Source organism: Sphingomonas cannabina, assembly GCF_021391395.1.
Lineage (GTDB): Bacteria > Pseudomonadota > Alphaproteobacteria > Sphingomonadales > Sphingomonadaceae > Sphingomonas > Sphingomonas cannabina.
Genome location: NZ_CP090059.1, coordinates 3,845,313 through 3,860,736, shown reverse-complemented (window position 1 = coordinate 3,860,736; position 15,424 = coordinate 3,845,313). Strand labels below are relative to the sequence as shown.

The window sequence follows — 15,424 nt, the reverse complement described above, 5'->3', positions numbered from 1 at the left end:
GTGAAGGTCAAGGTTCAATCCTTCGACGCCAAGGCGAAGGCGGTGGACGTCGAGCTCTCGGACGAGATTTTCGGTCTCGATCCGCGCGCCGACATCCTGCACCGCGTCGTCACCTGGCAGCTCGAGAAGCGCCGCGGCACCGCCCGCGGCACCCGCGAGCGTTCGGATGTCGCGCGTTCGGGCAAGAAGTACGGCCGCCAGAAGGGCGGCGGCACCGCCCGTCACGGCGATCGCCGCGCGCCGGTGTTCATCGGCGGCGGTAAGGCGCACGGCGCCCGCGTCCGCGACTTCAATCCGTCGCTGAACAAGAAGATCCGCGCGCTGGGCCTCAAGATGGCGCTGTCGAGCCACGCCAAGGCGGGTTCGCTGATCGTCCTCGACAGCCTGACCGTGAAGGACAGCAAGGCTAAGACGCTGAAGGGCGATCTCGCCAAGCTCGGCTTCGGCAAGACCGCGCTGGTGATCGACGGCGACGCCGTCGAGACCAGCTTCGCGCAGGCCGCTGGCAACCTGTCGCAGATCAACGTGCTGCCGGCGATCGGCGCCAACGTCTACGACATCCTGAAGCACGACACGCTGGTCCTGACCCGCGCTGCCGTCGAGAAGCTGGAGGCGCGCTTCAATGGCTAAGGCATCGAAGAAGGCGGCGGTCGACAACCGCCACTACGACGTGATCGTCGCGCCGCACATCACCGAAAAGGCGACTCTGGTCTCGGAGGCGAACGCGGTGGTGTTCAAGGTCGCGAACGATGCGACCAAGCCCGAGATCAAGGCGGCCGTCGAGGCGCTGTTCAACGTCAAGGTGACCGGCGTCAACACGATCGTCCAGAAGGGCAAGACCAAGAAGTGGAAGGGCGCGCCCTACCGCCGCTCGGACATCAAGAAAGCGATCGTGACGCTCGCCGAAGGCGATCAAATCGACGTGACGACGGGAATCTGAGGCGATGGCACTCAAGCATTACAATCCGACGAGCCCCGCACGTCGCGGCCTGATCCTCGTCGACCGTTCGGGCCTCTACAAGGGCCGTCCGGTCAAGGCGCTGACCGAAGGCAAGACCAAGACGGGCGGCCGCAACAACAAGGGCCATGTGACCTCGCGCGGCATCGCGGGCGGCCACAAGCAGCGCTATCGCATCGTCGATTTCAAGCGCCGCCTGTGGGACGTCGTCGGCACGGTCGAGCGGATCGAGTACGACCCGAACCGCACCGCGTTCATCGCGCTGGTCAACTATGGCGCCGACGAGAACGGCAAGGACCGTCTGGCCTATATCCTCGCGCCGCAGCGCCTGGGCGTCGGCGACAAGGTGATCGCCGGCCGCAAGACCGACGTGAAGCCGGGCAATGCCATGGAACTCGGCCAGATGCCGGTCGGCACCATCGTCCACAATGTGGAGATGAAGCCGGGCAAGGGCGGCCAGATCGCGCGTTCGGCGGGCACCTATGTGCAGGTCGTCGGCCGTGACCGCGGCATGGTGATCGTCCGCCTGAACTCGGGCGAGCAGCGCTATATCCATGCGAACTGCATGGCGACGGTCGGTGCGGTGTCGAACCCCGACAACCAGAACCAGAACCTTGGCAAGGCCGGCCGCAACCGCTGGCTCGGCAAGCGTCCGCTGACCCGCGGCGTCGCCAAGAACCCGGTCGACCACCCGCACGGCGGTGGTGAGGGCCGGACCTCGGGCGGCCGTCATCCGGTCACCCCGTGGGGCAAGCCGACCAAGGGTGCGCGCACCCGTCACAACAAGGCGACGGACAAGATGATCATCCGTTCGCGTCACGCGAGGAAGAAGTAATGGCTCGCTCCGTCTGGAAGGGTCCGTTCGTGGACCTCAGCCTTCTCAAGAAGGCGGAAGCCGCTCAGGACGCCGGCACCCGCGCTGGCCCGATCAAGACCTGGTCGCGCCGCTCGACGATCCTGCCGCAGTTCGTCGGCCTGACGTTCAACGTCTACAACGGCCGCAAGCACGTGCCGGTGTCGGTCAACGAGGACATGGTGGGCATGAAGCTCGGCGAGTTCGCGCCGACCCGCTTCTTCCCCGGCCACGCCGCCGACAAGAAGGGTAAGCGCTGATGTCGAAGGATAAGGCTCCCCGCCGCGTTGCCGACAACGAGGCGCTCTCGGTCGGCACGCAGATCCGCGGCTCGGCGCAGAAGCTCAACCTGGTCGCGGGCCTGATCCGCGGCAAGAAGGCGGGCGACGCGATGAACATCCTCGCCTTCTCGAAGAAGGCGATGGCCGAGGACGCGCGCAAGGTGCTCGCCTCCGCGATCGCCAATGCCGAGAACAACCACAACCTCGACGTCGACGCGCTCGTCGTCGCCGAGGCGTCGGTCGGCAAGTCGATCACGATGAAGCGCTTCGCGACCCGCGGCCGTGGCAAGTCCACCCGCATCCTGAAGCCGTTCAGCCGTCTGCGCATCGTCGTGCGCGAGCAGGAAGAAGCATAATGGGTCACAAGAGCAACCCGATCGGTCTGCGTCTCCAGATCAACCGCACCTGGGACAGCCGCTGGTTCGCGGAAGGCCATGACTATGGCCGTCTGCTGCTGGAGGACCTCAAGATCCGCCAGTACATCGTCAAGACGCTGCCGCAGGCCGCGATCTCGAAGGTGGTGATCGAGCGTCCGGCCAAGCTGTGCCGCATCTCGATCTACGCGGCGCGCCCCGGTGTGATCATCGGCAAGAAGGGCTCGGACATCGAGAAGCTGCGCAAGACGCTCGGCGCGATGACCAGCTCGGACGTGTCGCTGAACATCGTCGAGATCCGCAAGCCCGAGATCGACGCCAAGCTCGTCGCGCAGGGCATCGCCGATCAGCTCGAGCGCCGTATCGCCTTCCGTCGCGCGATGAAGCGCGCGGTGCAGTCGGCGATGCGCCTGGGTGCCGACGGCATCCGCGTCGCCTGCGGCGGCCGTCTCGGCGGCGCCGAGATCGCGCGGTCGGAGGGTTATCGCGAGGGCCGGGTGCCGCTGCACACGCTGCGCGCCAACCTCGACTATGCCGAGGCCGAGGCGCACACCGCTTACGGCGTCTGCGGCGTCAAGGTGTGGATCTTCAAGGGCGAGATCCTGGGTCATGATCCGCTCGCCCAGGACCGTCTGATGGTGGAGGCGCAGACCTCCGGCGTGCGCCCCGCGCGCGATGACCGCGATCGCAGGAACTAAGCCATGCTGCAACCGAAGAAGACCAAGTTCCGCAAGCAGTTCAAGGGCCGCATCCATGGCGATGCCAAGGGCGGCACGGCGCTGAACTTCGGCTCCTATGGCCTGAAGGCGATGGAGCCGGAGCGGATCACCGCGCGCCAGATCGAGGCGGCCCGCCGCGCGATCACGCGTCACATCAAGCGTCAGGGGCGGTTGTGGATCCGCATCTTCCCGGACGTCGCGGTGTCGTCGAAGCCGGCCGAGGTCCGCATGGGCTCGGGCAAGGGCGCGCCGGAATTCTGGGCGGCGCGCGTCAAGCCGGGCCGTATCCTGTTCGAGCTGGACGGCGTGCCCGGCCCGCTTGCGGCGGAAGCGTTCGAGCGTGCGGCGATGAAGCTGCCGATCAAGACCAAGGTCGTGGCGCGTCTCGGCGACACGTCGCACCTGGAGGGTTGATAGAGATGACCAAGGCAACCGATCTTCGGGCGAAGACCGACGATCAGCTCACCGAGGAGCTGGGCAACCTCAAGCGCGAGGCGTTCAACCTCCGTTTCCAGGCGGCGACCAGCCAGCTCGAGAAGCCGAGCCGCGTGCGCGAGGTCCGTCGCGACATCGCCCGTATCAAGACGCTGCAGTCCGAGCGCTCGCGCTCGGCTGCCAAGTAAGGAGTCCCGAGACATGCCGAAGCGCGTGCTGACCGGGGTGATCGTGTCGGACAAGGCCGACAAGACGGTGGTGGTGAACGTCGAGCGCAAGGTGAAGCACCCGCTCTACGGCAAGATCATCCGCCGCTCGAAGAAGTATCACGCCCATGACGAGGCGAACGAGTTCAAGGCCGGCGAGACGGTGCGGATCGAAGAGACCGCCCCGATCTCCAAGCAGAAGACCTGGAAGGTGATCGAGCGGGTCAACACCCACACGACGCCCGAGATGATCGCGGCGGACGCTTAAGTCCGCATTGGAACGAAGGCGCGTCCCGGTCGGAATCGGGCGCAGTTGAGAAGGAACCGGATCGATGATCCAGATGCAGTCCAATCTCGACGTCGCTGACAACAGCGGCGCGAAGCGGGTGCAGTGCATCAAGGTGCTGGGCGGCTCCAAGCGCCGCACCGCCGGCGTGGGCGACGTCATCGTCGTCAGCGTCAAGGAGGCGGTGCCGAGGGGTCGCGTCAAGAAGGGCGACGTCCACCGCGCGGTGATCGTTCGCACGTCGAAGGACATCCGCCGCGCCGACGGCTCGGTGATCCGCTTCGACGGCAACGCCGCCGTCCTGGTGAACAAGAACGAGGAGCCGATCGGCACCCGTATCTTCGGCCCGGTGGTCCGCGAGCTGCGCTCGAAGGGCTATATGAAGATCATTTCGCTCGCGCCCGAGGTGCTGTGATGGCTGCTGCCAAGATCAAGAAGGGCGACCAGGTCATCGTCCTGTCCGGCAAGGACAAGGGCAAGACCGGCGAGGTCGTCAAGTCGCTGCCGAAGGACGGCAAGGTCGTCGTGTCGGGCGTCAACGTCGCCGTGCGTCACCGCAAGCCCTCGCAGGCCAACCCGCAGGGCGGCCTCGAGCGTTCGGAAGCGCCGCTCCACGTCTCCAAGGTCGCGCATGTGACCAAGGACGGCAAGCCGACGCGCGTCCGCTTCGAGGTGAAGGACGGCAAGAAGGTCCGCGTGGCCGTCAAGACCGGGGAGGTCATCAATGGCTGACAACTACACCCCGCGCATGCGTAAGCTGTACGACGACCGCATCGCCAAGGCGATGACGGAGAAGTTCGGCTACAAGAATGTGATGGAAGTGCCCAGGATCGAGAAGATCGTGCTCAACATGGGCGTGGGCGAGGCGACGCAGGACAAGAAGAAGGTCGAGCAGGCAGCGTCCGAGATGGAGCTGATCGCCGGTCAGAAGCCTGTCGTGACGCGCGCGAAGAAGTCGATCGCGCAGTTCAAGCTGCGCGAGGGCATGCCGATCGGCGCGAAGGTCACCCTCCGCCGCGAGCGCATGTACGAGTTCCTCGACCGCCTCGTCACGATCGCGCTTCCCCGCGTCCGCGACTTCCGCGGCCTCAATCCCAAGTCGTTCGACGGCCGGGGCAATTATGCGATGGGTCTCAAGGAGCAGCTGGTGTTCCCGGAGATCAACTATGACCGGATCGACAAGGTCCGCGGCATGGACATCATCGTCACCACCACCGCGAAGACCGACGAAGAGGCTCGCGAGCTGCTGCGCCTGTTCGGCTTCCCGTTCATCGGCATGACCGGTGAGCAGGCCCAGGCTGCGTAAGAGAAAGAGAGCTTAAGTCCATGGCGAAACTGAGTTCGATCAACAAGAACGAGCGTCGCAAGAAGCTGGTGAAGAAGTACGCCGGCCGTTATGCGAAGCTGAAGGCGCAGGCGAACGACGAGAGCCTCGGCGAGACCGAGCGCCTCATCGCGCGGCTCAAGATGGCGGAGATCCCGAGGAACGGGAACCCGACGCGCATCCGCAACCGCTGCGAACTCACCGGCCGTCCGCGCGGCTATTACCGCAAGTTCCGTCTCGCCCGCGTCATGCTGCGCGATCTGGCCAACAAGGGCCTGATCCCCGGCATCACCAAGTCGAGCTGGTAAGGGTAAAAAGATGGCAGTGACCGATCCCCTGGGTGACATGCTCACCCGCATCCGCAACGGCCAGCGCGCGCGCAAGGACTCCGTCCTGACGCCGGCGTCGAAGCTGCGCGCCCGCGTGCTCGACGTGCTCCAGCGCGAGGGCTATATCCGCGGCTACAGCGACGAGCAGATGGGCCCCGCCGCGGGCATCCGCATCGAGCTCAAGTATTTCGAGGGCCAGCCGGCGATCAAGCACGTCGCGCGTGTCTCGAAGCCGGGCCGCCGCGTCTATTCGGGCTCGCAGGAGCTTCCGCGCGTGCGCAACGGCCTGGGCATCACCATCGTCTCGACGCCGAAGGGCGTGCTCTCCGACGCGGAAGCGCGCGAGCAGAACGTCGGCGGCGAAGTGCTGGCGGAGGTGTTCTGATGAGCCGCATCGGCAAGAGGCCGGTTTCGGTCCCGGCGGGCGTCACCGCCACGATCGAGGGTGGCCAGCTCAACGTGAAGGGGCCGAAGGGTACGCTTTCGCTCCAGCTGCGTGACGAGATCAGCTACACGGTCGAAAGCGACGGGATCGTCGTCAAGCCGGCGAACGACACCAAGCAGGCGCGCGCCTTCTGGGGCATGCAGCGCACGCTGGTGCAGAACCTGGTGACCGGCGTGACCGAGGGCTTCTCGAAGCGCCTCGAGATCACCGGCGTCGGCTATCGCGCCAACGCGCAGGGCAAGAAGCTCAAGCTTCAGCTCGGCTACAGCCACGACGTCGATCTCGACGTGCCGGAAGGCCTCGAGGTCAAGACCCCGGATCAGACCACGGTCGAGATCTCGGGCAGCGACAAGCAGAAGGTCGGCCAGTTCGCCGCCGAAGTGCGTCGCTGGCGCAAGCCGGAGCCGTACAAGGGCAAGGGCATCAAGTACGCGGGCGAGTATATCTTCCGCAAGGAAGGGAAGAAGAAGTAATGACCAAGGGTCTCTCTCTCTTCGAGAAGCGGCGTCGCCGCAACCGCACCGCGCTCCGCGCGCGTGGCGGCGGCCGTCCGCGGCTGTCGGTGCATCGCTCGGGCAAGCACATCTACGCCCAGGTCATCGACGATGCCGAGGGCAAGACGATCGCGGCGGCGTCGACGCTCGGCGCCGACAAGACCGGCGCGACCATCGAGGCGGCCAAGGCCGTCGGCGCGAAGGTCGCCGAGGCGGCCAAGAAGGCAGGCGTGACGCAGGTCGTGTTCGACCGTGGCGGCTTCCTGTTCCACGGTCGCGTCAAGGCGCTGGCGGAAGCCGCGCGCGAGAATGGATTGGAGTTCTAAGGCATGGCTGACGAGAACACCCAGGTCGAGGGCGCGCCCGTCGAGGCCGGTGCCCCCGCTCCCGAGGGCGGTCGTGGTCCCCGTGGCGGCCGTGGCCGTGGCGGCGGTGACCGCGGCGGCCGTGGCGGCCGTGACGGCGGTCGTGGCCGGCGCGACGATCGTCGCGGCAGCGGCGAGGAAGGCGGCGAGGAGCTGATCGAGAAGCTCGTCCACATCAACCGCGTCTCCAAGACGGTGAAGGGCGGCAAGCGCTTCGGCTTCGCGGCGCTGGTCGTCGTTGGCGACGGCAAGGGCCGCGTGGGCTTCGGCCACGGCAAGGCGCGCGAGGTGCCGGAGGCGATCTCGAAGGCGACCGCTTCGGCCAAGAAGAAGATGGTCCGCGTGCCGCTCAAGGAAGGGCGCACGCTGCACCATGACGGCCGCGGCCACTTCGGCGCGGGCAAGGTCTACCTCCGTTCGGCTCCGGCCGGTACCGGCATCATCGCGGGCGGCCCGATGCGTGCCGTCTTCGAGAGCCTGGGCGTGGCGGACGTGGTGACCAAGTCGATCGGCACGTCGAACCCGTACAACATGATCCGCGCGACCTTCGAGGCGCTCGGCGAGCAGACCTCGCCCAAGAGCGTCGCGCAGCGCCGCGGCAAGAAGATCGCCGACCTGCTCGGCCGCGGTGGTTCGCAGACCGCCGAGGCGGATGCGGCCGCGATCGCGGAGTAATCTGAGATGGCAGCGAAGAAGGAAGCCGCGGCCGGCACGGTGAAGATCACCCAGACCGGCTCGCCGATCCGCCGGACCAAGGACCAGCGCGCGACGCTGATCGGTCTGGGCCTCAACAAGATGCACAAGACGGTCGAGCTCAAGGACACTCCCGAGGTCCGCGGCATGATCCGCAAGGTGCAGCATATGGTGAGCGTGGAATCGTAAGATTCCACGTCATCCCGGCGAAAGCCGGGATCTCCAGCAACAGGCGAACGGACTGCGGCATGAGATCCCGGCTTTCGCCGGGATGACGATTTTGGGACGGGGCGGCCCTTCCGCCCCTGCGCGACAAAAGCGAAAGCGAGTGCACAGACATGAAACTCAACGATCTCCGTGACAACAAGGGCGCCCGTCAGGGCCGCGTGCGCGTCGGCCGCGGCATCGGCTCGGGCCTGGGCAAGACCGCCGGCCGCGGCCAGAAGGGTCAGAAGAGCCGCGAGGGCGTCTCGATCAAGGGCTTCGAGGGCGGCCAGATGCCGCTCCACATGCGCCTGCCGAAGCGCGGCTTCAACAACATCTTCGCCAAGGATTATGCCGAGGTGAACCTGGGCGCGATCCAGAAGGCGGTCGATAACGGCAAGCTGACCGGCACCGACATCGACCAGGCCGCGCTCAATGCGGCGGGCCTGACCCGCGGCGGCAAGGACGGCGTCCGTCTGCTCGGCAAGGGCGAGCTCAAGGCCAAGCTGAACTTCACCGTCGCCGGCGCGTCCAAGTCGGCGCGCGAGGCGGTCGAGAAGGCCGGCGGCACGGTGACGATCCCCGAGATCGTCCCCGCCGCCGAGAAGGCCGCCGCCAAGAAGAACACCGGCCGCGCCGGCAAGAAGCGGGCGGCGAAGTAAGCGTTATATCGCTTCCCCGGCGAAGGCCGGGGCCCAGCTTCGGGCCGCTCGCAACTGGGCCCCGGCCTTCGCCGGGGAAGCAATGGAGCTTGAGAGGTTAGACAACCTTCCAAGCGTGACTATATGAGCGGCGGCGGGCGGGTTTCGCGCTCGTCGCCGTTTCAGTTTCCAGGACCGCAGACACGATGGCATCCGCAGCCGACAGCCTCGCCAGCAGCATCAACCTGGCCAAGTTCAGCCAGGCGACCGATCTCAAGAAGCGCCTGTGGTTCACGCTCGGCGCGCTGATCGTGTTCCGGATGCTGAGCTACGTCCCGCTGCCGGGCATCGACCCGACCGCGCTCGGCCTGCTCAGCCAGCAGACCCAGGGCGGCGTGCTCGACTTCTTCAACACCTTCTCGGGCGGCGCGCTCACCCGCATGAGCCTGATCGCGCTCGGGGTGATGCCCTACATCACCGCCTCGATCGTCGTGCAGCTCGCGACCTCGCTGTCGCCGACGCTCGCTGCGATCAAGAAGGAAGGCGAGAGCGGCCGCAAGAAGCTCAACCAGTATACCCGCTACGGCACCGTCGCGCTGACCGCGGTGCAGGGCTATTTCATTGCCGTCGGCCTGGAGGCGTTCGGCGCCAGCCAGGGCGTGCAGGCGGTGATCGCGCCGGGCATGCTGTTCCGCATCGCCGCGGTGATCTCGCTGATCGGCGGCACCATGTTCCTGATGTGGCTGGGCGAGCAGATCACCAGTCGCGGCATCGGCAACGGCATCAGCCTCATCATCATGGCCGGCATCGTCGCGCACCTCCCGACCACCCTCGTCCAGCTGTTCGAGGGCGGCCGCACCGGCACGATCGATACCTTCAAGCTGGTCGGCATCATCGTCGCGGTGGTCGGCCTGGTGCTGTTCATCTGCTTCATGGAGCGCGCCCAGCGCCGCATCCTGATCCAGTATCCCAAGCGCCAGACGCAGCGCGGCGTCCAGGCCGAGCGCAGCCACCTGCCGCTCAAGCTCAACACCGCCGGCGTGATCCCGCCGATCTTCGCCTCGTCGCTGCTGCTGCTGCCGCTGACGATCACCCAGTTCGCCGGCCAGCACGCTGCGGGCGAGAGCCGCCTCGGCGACTTCGTGATCACGCTGAACCAGTATCTCCAGCACGGCAGCCCGATCTACATGGTGCTGTACGGGCTCGGCATCGTCTTCTTCTCGTTCTTCTACACCGCGGTTGTCTTCAATCCCGAAGAGACGGCCGACAATCTCAAGCGCTACGGCGGCTTCATCCCCGGCATCCGCCCGGGCAAGAACACCGAAGCCTATTTCGATTACGTGTTGACCCGCATCACCGTGATCGGCGCGGCCTATCTCGCGGTGATCTGCCTGCTGCCCGAATATCTGGTGTCGGCGCTGTCGATCCCCTTCTATCTCGGCGGCACCAGCCTGTTGATCGTCGTCAACGTGACGATGGACACGGTGACTCAAATCCAGTCGCACCTGCTGGCGCACCAATATGGCGACCTCATCAAGAAGGCGAAGCTGAAGGGCGGCCGACTGCGCTAAGCGCAGCGCGTATTCAGGGAGACAGCGTTGAACATCATCCTGCTGGGACCGCCGGGGGCGGGCAAGGGGACCCAGGCGAGCCGCCTCGAGGCCGATCGCGGCATGGTCCAGCTCTCGACCGGCGACATGCTGCGCGCCGCGGTCAAGGCGGGCACGCCGATCGGACTCAAGGCCAAGGCGGTGATGGAGGCGGGCGAGCTCGTCTCCGACGAGATCGTCTCGGGCATCATCGGCGAGCGGCTCGACATGCCGGATACGGCGAAGGGCGCGATCTTCGACGGCTATCCCCGCACCGCCGCGCAGGCCGAATCGCTGGATGACCTGCTCGCCGAGCGCGGCCGCAAGCTCGACCATGTCATCGAGCTGACCGTCGACGAGGACGCGCTGGTCGAGCGCATCACCGGCCGCTTCACCTGCGCCAATTGCGGCGAGGGCTACCACGACAAGTTCAAGCAGCCGAAGGTCCCCGGCACCTGCGACGTCTGCGGCCACCACGAGTTCAAGCGCCGCCCCGACGACAATGCCGAAACGGTCCGCACCCGCATGGCGGAGTACCGCGCCAAGACCGCGCCGATCCTGCCGATCTACGAGGCGCGCGGCATCGTCAGCCGCGTCGACGGCATGGCCGACATCGCCCATGTGACCGAGGCGATCGAGGCGATCCTGGACGGGAAAGCCTGAACTACTAGCCGTCATGCCGGACTTGTTCCGGCATCCACGCGTCAACAGGCCATGAAGCCGGTGGTACAGTGGACCCCGGACTAAGTCCGGGGTGACGTTGTATGTAGGGCGGGCTACTCTGTTCCTCTCAAATGGGAGGGGATCGATGAAGCACCTGTTCGCACTGGCGGCTCTGCTCGCCGCCACGCCCGCCGCGGCGGAGGTCACCGCCTCCACCCCCGCCAGCTTCGTCGTCGAGCAGACGCTCACCATCGACGCCCCGATCGCCACCGCCTGGGAGACCCTGCGCGCGCCGCAGAAATGGTGGGATCCGGAGCACACCTATTCCGGCGACAGCGCCAATCTCTACATGGACGCACAGGCGACCGGCTGCTTCTGCGAGCGATTGCCCGACAAGGGCAGCATCGAGCACGCCCATATCGTCTACGTCGCCCCCGGCCGCATGATCCGTATGGTTGGCGCGCTCGGCCCGCTCCAGGCGGAGGCGGTGGCGGCGACGCTCAGCTTCAAGCTCGACGGCGAGGGTGCCAACGCGACCAAGGTCACGCTCACCTATGTCGTCGGTGGCTACATGCGCCAGGGCGGCGAGACGCTGGCGCCGCTGGTCGACAAGGTGCTCGGTACGCAGCTCGCCCGCCTCAAGGCCGCCGCCGAGGCTCTGCCCGCGCCCGAGCCGGCTAAGAAGAAGTAGCGGCCCAATTCCTCCCCGAGACAAACTCGGGGAGGAATGTTGGCCAACATGACGCGATTTTCATCTCCCCGTCACCTCGCCGTGAGGTGAGCGGGGCTAATCCTTCCCTCGACCCGGCGGCCCCTGCCGGGCCGGAGAGTTGAAGGAGAAATCGCCATGACCCGTCTGCTGCTGTCGACTGCCGCCCTTGCGCTGATCGCCGCCCCCTCGCTCGCCGAGGCGAAGAAGGCCGCGCCGGCCCCGGCCAAGCACCACCATGTCGTGAAGAAGGCCAAGACCAAGACCACGACGACCACGACCGCTCCGGCTCAGACCAAGGCGCAGTAATCATGGGTTCCCTCGGGGAGGCCCCTGCTCCCCGAGGGGGCGCGGCCGGCGGAGAGACTCCCCTCTCGCCGGCCGCTTCCGCTGCGGTGGACAGCGGTGCTATCCAGCGTCGGATGACGCGCAAGATCCTGGTCGTCGAGGACGACGCCTCCACCGCCGCCTATCTCGCCAAGGGACTTGGCGAGGCCGGCTATGCGGTCGAGGTCGCGAACGACGCGCGCGACGGCTTGTTCCTCGCCAGCGAAGGCACGTTCGACGTGCTGGTGGTCGACCGGATGCTCCCGGGCTTCGATGGTCTTGCGATGATCGGCGCCGCCCGCGCCGCCGGCATCACCGCGCCCGCGCTGGTGCTGTCCGCGCTGGGATCGGTCGACGACCGCGTCGGCGGTCTCAAGGCCGGCGCCGACGACTATCTCACCAAGCCCTTTTCCTTCGCCGAGCTGCTTGCCCGGGTCGAGGCGCTGCTGCGCCGCGCCGATGCCCGCAGCGCCGGCGCCCAGACGGCACGGCTCAGCGTCGGCGACCTCGAGATCGACCTGCTCGCCCGCACCGTCACCCGCGCCGGCCGCGCGATCCCGCTCGGCGCGCGCGAGTTCAGCCTGCTGGAGTATCTCGCCCGCAATGCCGGCCAGGTGGTGACGCGCACGATGATGCTCGAGAAGATCTGGAACTATCACTTCGATCCCGGATCGAACGTCGTCGACGTCCACATCGCGCGCCTCCGCCGCAAGATCGACGAGGGCTTTCCGACGCCGCTCCTCCACACGGTCCGGGGCGCTGGGTACAAGCTCGCTGCCGCCTGATCGTCACACCCGTCATGCCGGACTTGTTTCGGCATCCACGGTGCAGCAAGCTGACAGGCCATAGGATAAGCGGCACGGTGGACCCCGGCCCAAGGCCGGGGTGACGGAGTAGGGATGACACTGTCACAGCAAAGCCGCGCAGGAAGCTGGAGATGAGACTCTCCACTACCGCCCGCATGGCGCTCGCGGCGATCCTGCTCGCGCTGGTGTCGGGGCTCGTGCCGGTCGCCTTCCTCTGGCACGCCACCCATGATGACGCGATCGAGGAGCTGCGCCGCGACACCGTCGAGCAGTCGGAATCGCTTGCCGCCGTTGAGCGCCGCGCCGGCGAGGCCGCGCTTCGCGTCGCGATCGAGCAGGCCCGCGCCGCCGACGACGGCTCGCTCGTCGCCGCGATCGTCGACCGCAGAGGCACCCGGCTCGCCGGCGCCGGCCCCGACCGCTTCGACATCACGCTGACCGACCCCGCCTTCCGCATCGAGCGCCTCGCCGCCGACGGCCCCTGGTCGCAGCGGGAGGCCGGCTTCATCGCCCGCCGCATCGGCGCCGGCTGGCTGGTGAGCGGCCGCCAGCTCGACGATTGGGAGACCGCCCAACGCACCATCGAGCGCGCGCTGTTCCTGTCGATGCTGTTCTCCTTCCTGCTCGGCATCGCCGGCGGCCTGGTGCTGACCCGTTACGTCACGCGGCGCATCGACGCCGTCGCGACTACCGCCGATGCCGTCGCGGCCGGCGACCTCGCCCGGCGGGTCGTGGTGGCGGAGGGGCGGGGCGACGCCTTCGATCGCCTGGGCGGGCGGGTCAACGCGATGCTCGACAAGATCGAGCGGCTGATGGGCGAGCTGCGCATCGTCACCGACAGCGTCGCCCACGACCTGCGCTCCCCGATCGCCCGCCTGCGCGCCCGCGCCGAGGCTGCGCTCGCCGCGGAGGACCCGGCCCAGCGCGACGCCGCACTCGCCGGCCTCGTCACCGAGACCGAGATCGTGACGCGGATGCTCGCCGTGCTGCTGGAGATCAGCCGCTCCGAAGCCGCCACCCGCACCAGCTTCGCCGAGGCCGCGCCCGCCGAACTGCTGACCGCGCTCGCCGAGCTTTACGAACCGCTCGCCGAAGAGGATGGGGTGACGCTTCACCTCGCGCTCGACGCCGATCCGTCGCCGATGCCGCTCCATCGCGAGCTGCTGTCGCAGGCACTGGCGAATCTCGTCGACAACGCGCTGCGCCATGCCGGCGACAGCGGCGAGATCGTGCTGCGGCTGACGGCGGGGGAGGGGGAGATCCGTTTCCAGGTCGAGGATCGCGGCCCCGGCATCCCCGCCGAACAGCAGGCCGAGGCCCGCCGCCGCTTCGGCCGTCTCGACCCCGCCCGCAGCAAGCCCGGCGCCGGCCTCGGCCTCGCGCTGGTCGAGGCGGTGGCGAGGCTTCACGGCGGCCGACTCGACCTCGGCGACAACGGACCCGGCCTGATCGCCGCGATCGTGCTGCCGAGGGGCTAGAGTCTGTCCGTCACAGATTGAATCGTCATTCCCGCGAAGGCGGAAACCCATTGTCGCTGAAGCTGAAGTGTCTCACCTCGGCCAGCCGGAATGGATTCCCGCCTACGCGGGAATGACGTCGGTTCAAAGCGATGGCGCGTTGACCGCCAGCTGCGCGTCGAAAGCGCGCTGATAGGCCGGGCGTGCTTCGCCGCGGGCGACATAGGCAGCCAGATTGGCATATTCGTCCAGGATTCCCGACATTCTCAGCCGGAGCAGGACCGACACCATCAGGAGGTCGCCCGCGCTGAACGTGCCGTCGAGCCAATCGGCGGAACCCAGGCGAGCCGAAAGCTTGTCCAGCCGGGCGCGGACTCGATCCATCACCAACGGCAAGCGCTCCCCCGCCCACGGCTTGTCGCCCTCGAATACTCGGGCGGTCACGAGTTCCAGGATCGGTGGTTCCACGGTGTTGAGCGCCGCGAACATCCAGGTGATCGCGCGCGCCCGGGCATCCGGTTCTTCCGGCAGGAGGCCGCCATGCCGCTCCGCGATATGGAAGACGATCGCCCCCGTCTCGAAGATCGAGAGATCGCCTTCCTCATAGGTCGGGATCTGGCCAAAAGGATGGAGGGCCAGGTGCGCCGGTTCCTTCATCCCCGCGAAGGACACGAGACGAACCTCGTAAGGCTGCCCCGCTTCCTCGAGCGCCCAGCGAACGCGGGTATCGCGCGCCAGGCCCTTCCCACCGTCGGGCGATCGTTCAAAGGCTGTGATGGTGATCGTCATCGTGTCCGTCTCCCTGCTTGAGCCGCTCCCTTTTTGCGTCTCACCTTGGCGACGAACGAGCTTTCCGGAAATCGACACGCTCGGCGACATTTTTATCGCTGTCCAGATCGCCGGTTCAGATCATCTTGCGCCTGAGCGGCTTGGCATCGGACCGCCCGCTGGCGCATCACCCCGGTCATGGACCTGCTTACCCTGTTCGGCCTCGCCGCCGTCACCGCCATGCTCGTCTGCTATGCGCTGGAGACGCGGTCTCCCTGGTGGACGCTCGCCTTCGCCGTCGCCTGCCTCATGGGATCGGCCTATGGTTTCCTCCAAGGCGCCTGGCCGTTCGGGCTGGTCGAGCTGGTGTGGTCCGGCGTCGCCTTGCGCAAATGGCTGGGTCTGCACGCCGCTCCGGCACCGCATGCTTGACTCGCCCCGCCCGCGCGCCTATCTGCGCCTCATTCCGAAACACCGGTTGACCCGGCGGCGCGTTCG

27 protein-coding genes are annotated in these 15,424 nt (G+C 67.2%); 26 read left to right on the top strand and 1 reads right to left on the bottom strand.

Annotation, left to right across the window (positions count from 1 at the left end):
- From rplD to LZK98_RS18055, 25 genes are all read left to right on the top strand, one after another.
- Window positions 1–630 carry a 50S ribosomal protein L4 gene (rplD, locus tag LZK98_RS18175; RefSeq protein ID WP_233783922.1) on the top strand — a complete coding sequence of 210 codons (630 nt, stop codon included), beginning with the start codon at window positions 1–3 and terminating at the stop codon, window positions 628–630.
- Entirely contained in the window at window positions 623–940 is a 318-nt protein-coding gene (locus tag LZK98_RS18170) for a 50S ribosomal protein L23 (protein ID WP_233783921.1), read from the top strand. Before rplD ends, LZK98_RS18170 begins: the two co-directional genes overlap by 8 nt.
- A 4-nt stretch (window positions 941–944) precedes the next feature.
- Window positions 945–1,793, top strand: coding sequence for a 50S ribosomal protein L2 (rplB, locus tag LZK98_RS18165; protein WP_233783920.1), 849 nt, complete (start codon window positions 945–947; stop codon window positions 1,791–1,793).
- Window positions 1,793–2,071: a 30S ribosomal protein S19 gene (gene rpsS / locus LZK98_RS18160; RefSeq protein WP_233783919.1), complete on the top strand. Its 279-nt coding sequence runs from the start codon at window positions 1,793–1,795 to the stop codon at window positions 2,069–2,071. Before rplB ends, rpsS begins: the two co-directional genes overlap by 1 nt.
- Window positions 2,071–2,448: a 50S ribosomal protein L22 gene (gene rplV, locus LZK98_RS18155; RefSeq protein ID WP_233783918.1), complete on the top strand. Its 378-nt coding sequence runs from the start codon at window positions 2,071–2,073 to the stop codon at window positions 2,446–2,448. Before rpsS ends, rplV begins: the two co-directional genes overlap by 1 nt.
- Entirely contained in the window at window positions 2,448–3,164 is a 717-nt protein-coding gene (rpsC, locus tag LZK98_RS18150; protein WP_233783917.1) for a 30S ribosomal protein S3, read from the top strand. The genes rplV and rpsC overlap by 1 nt, the downstream gene beginning before the upstream one ends.
- 3 nt (window positions 3,165–3,167) lie before the next feature.
- A complete protein-coding gene (gene rplP, locus LZK98_RS18145) occupies window positions 3,168–3,599 on the top strand; it encodes a 50S ribosomal protein L16 (RefSeq protein WP_233783916.1) in 432 nt (143 codons plus the stop codon).
- A 5-nt stretch (window positions 3,600–3,604) separates the two neighbouring features.
- Entirely contained in the window at window positions 3,605–3,808 is a 204-nt protein-coding gene (gene rpmC, locus LZK98_RS18140) for a 50S ribosomal protein L29 (RefSeq protein ID WP_233783915.1), read from the top strand.
- A 13-nt stretch (window positions 3,809–3,821) separates the two neighbouring features.
- Window positions 3,822–4,094 carry a 30S ribosomal protein S17 gene (gene rpsQ / locus LZK98_RS18135; protein WP_233783914.1) on the top strand — a complete coding sequence of 91 codons (273 nt, stop codon included), beginning with the start codon at window positions 3,822–3,824 and terminating at the stop codon, window positions 4,092–4,094.
- A gap of 64 nt (window positions 4,095–4,158) precedes the next feature.
- Window positions 4,159–4,527, top strand: a complete 369-nt coding sequence (gene rplN, locus LZK98_RS18130) for a 50S ribosomal protein L14 (RefSeq protein WP_233783913.1) — start codon at window positions 4,159–4,161, stop codon at window positions 4,525–4,527.
- Window positions 4,527–4,844, top strand: a complete 318-nt coding sequence (rplX, locus tag LZK98_RS18125) for a 50S ribosomal protein L24 (RefSeq protein ID WP_233783912.1) — start codon at window positions 4,527–4,529, stop codon at window positions 4,842–4,844. Before rplN ends, rplX begins: the two co-directional genes overlap by 1 nt.
- Entirely contained in the window at window positions 4,837–5,418 is a 582-nt protein-coding gene (rplE, locus tag LZK98_RS18120; protein ID WP_233783911.1) for a 50S ribosomal protein L5, read from the top strand. Before rplX ends, rplE begins: the two co-directional genes overlap by 8 nt.
- Before the next feature lie 20 nt (window positions 5,419–5,438).
- Window positions 5,439–5,744: a 30S ribosomal protein S14 gene (gene rpsN / locus LZK98_RS18115; protein WP_233783910.1), complete on the top strand. Its 306-nt coding sequence runs from the start codon at window positions 5,439–5,441 to the stop codon at window positions 5,742–5,744.
- A gap of 10 nt (window positions 5,745–5,754) precedes the next feature.
- Window positions 5,755–6,150 carry a 30S ribosomal protein S8 gene (gene rpsH, locus LZK98_RS18110; protein WP_233783909.1) on the top strand — a complete coding sequence of 132 codons (396 nt, stop codon included), beginning with the start codon at window positions 5,755–5,757 and terminating at the stop codon, window positions 6,148–6,150.
- Window positions 6,150–6,683 (top strand): 50S ribosomal protein L6, encoded by a 534-nt coding sequence (gene rplF, locus LZK98_RS18105; protein WP_233783908.1) that lies wholly within the window; start codon window positions 6,150–6,152, stop codon window positions 6,681–6,683. Before rpsH ends, rplF begins: the two co-directional genes overlap by 1 nt.
- Window positions 6,683–7,030, top strand: a complete 348-nt coding sequence (rplR, locus tag LZK98_RS18100; protein ID WP_233783907.1) for a 50S ribosomal protein L18 — start codon at window positions 6,683–6,685, stop codon at window positions 7,028–7,030. The genes rplF and rplR overlap by 1 nt, the downstream gene beginning before the upstream one ends.
- 3 nt (window positions 7,031–7,033) lie before the next feature.
- Window positions 7,034–7,744, top strand: a complete 711-nt coding sequence (gene rpsE / locus LZK98_RS18095) for a 30S ribosomal protein S5 (protein ID WP_233783906.1) — start codon at window positions 7,034–7,036, stop codon at window positions 7,742–7,744.
- A gap of 6 nt (window positions 7,745–7,750) precedes the next feature.
- Window positions 7,751–7,951, top strand: a complete 201-nt coding sequence (rpmD, locus tag LZK98_RS18090) for a 50S ribosomal protein L30 (RefSeq protein ID WP_233783905.1) — start codon at window positions 7,751–7,753, stop codon at window positions 7,949–7,951.
- A 149-nt stretch (window positions 7,952–8,100) separates the two neighbouring features.
- Entirely contained in the window at window positions 8,101–8,628 is a 528-nt protein-coding gene (gene rplO / locus LZK98_RS18085) for a 50S ribosomal protein L15 (RefSeq protein WP_233783904.1), read from the top strand.
- A 185-nt stretch (window positions 8,629–8,813) separates the two neighbouring features.
- The gene (secY, locus tag LZK98_RS18080) at window positions 8,814–10,178 is read left to right on the top strand and encodes a preprotein translocase subunit SecY (RefSeq protein WP_233783903.1); all 1,365 of its coding nucleotides are present in this window, start codon (window positions 8,814–8,816) and stop codon (window positions 10,176–10,178) included.
- Between the two features lie 27 nt (window positions 10,179–10,205).
- Window positions 10,206–10,859 carry an adenylate kinase gene (locus LZK98_RS18075; RefSeq protein ID WP_233783902.1) on the top strand — a complete coding sequence of 218 codons (654 nt, stop codon included), beginning with the start codon at window positions 10,206–10,208 and terminating at the stop codon, window positions 10,857–10,859.
- 145 nt (window positions 10,860–11,004) lie between these two features.
- Window positions 11,005–11,550 (top strand): SRPBCC family protein, encoded by a 546-nt coding sequence (locus LZK98_RS18070; RefSeq protein ID WP_233783901.1) that lies wholly within the window; start codon window positions 11,005–11,007, stop codon window positions 11,548–11,550.
- Window positions 11,551–11,706: 156 nt separating this feature from the next.
- Window positions 11,707–11,877, top strand: coding sequence for a hypothetical protein (locus LZK98_RS18065; RefSeq protein ID WP_233783900.1), 171 nt, complete (start codon window positions 11,707–11,709; stop codon window positions 11,875–11,877).
- Window positions 11,878–11,990: 113 nt separating this feature from the next.
- Window positions 11,991–12,680 carry a winged helix-turn-helix domain-containing protein gene (locus LZK98_RS18060; protein WP_233783899.1) on the top strand — a complete coding sequence of 230 codons (690 nt, stop codon included), beginning with the start codon at window positions 11,991–11,993 and terminating at the stop codon, window positions 12,678–12,680.
- 152 nt (window positions 12,681–12,832) lie between these two features.
- A complete protein-coding gene (locus LZK98_RS18055) occupies window positions 12,833–14,179 on the top strand; it encodes a sensor histidine kinase (protein WP_233783898.1) in 1,347 nt (448 codons plus the stop codon).
- A gap of 123 nt (window positions 14,180–14,302) precedes the next feature.
- Here the strand turns inward: LZK98_RS18055 and LZK98_RS18050 are convergent, their stop codons facing one another.
- A complete protein-coding gene (locus LZK98_RS18050; protein ID WP_233783897.1) occupies window positions 14,303–14,947 on the bottom strand; it encodes a glutathione S-transferase family protein in 645 nt (214 codons plus the stop codon).
- A 177-nt stretch (window positions 14,948–15,124) separates the two neighbouring features.
- Here LZK98_RS18050 and LZK98_RS18045 point away from each other — a divergent pair, with 177 nt between their 5' ends.
- A complete protein-coding gene (locus tag LZK98_RS18045) occupies window positions 15,125–15,358 on the top strand; it encodes a hypothetical protein (protein ID WP_233783896.1) in 234 nt (77 codons plus the stop codon).
- Window positions 15,359–15,424: the final 66 nt, after the last annotated feature.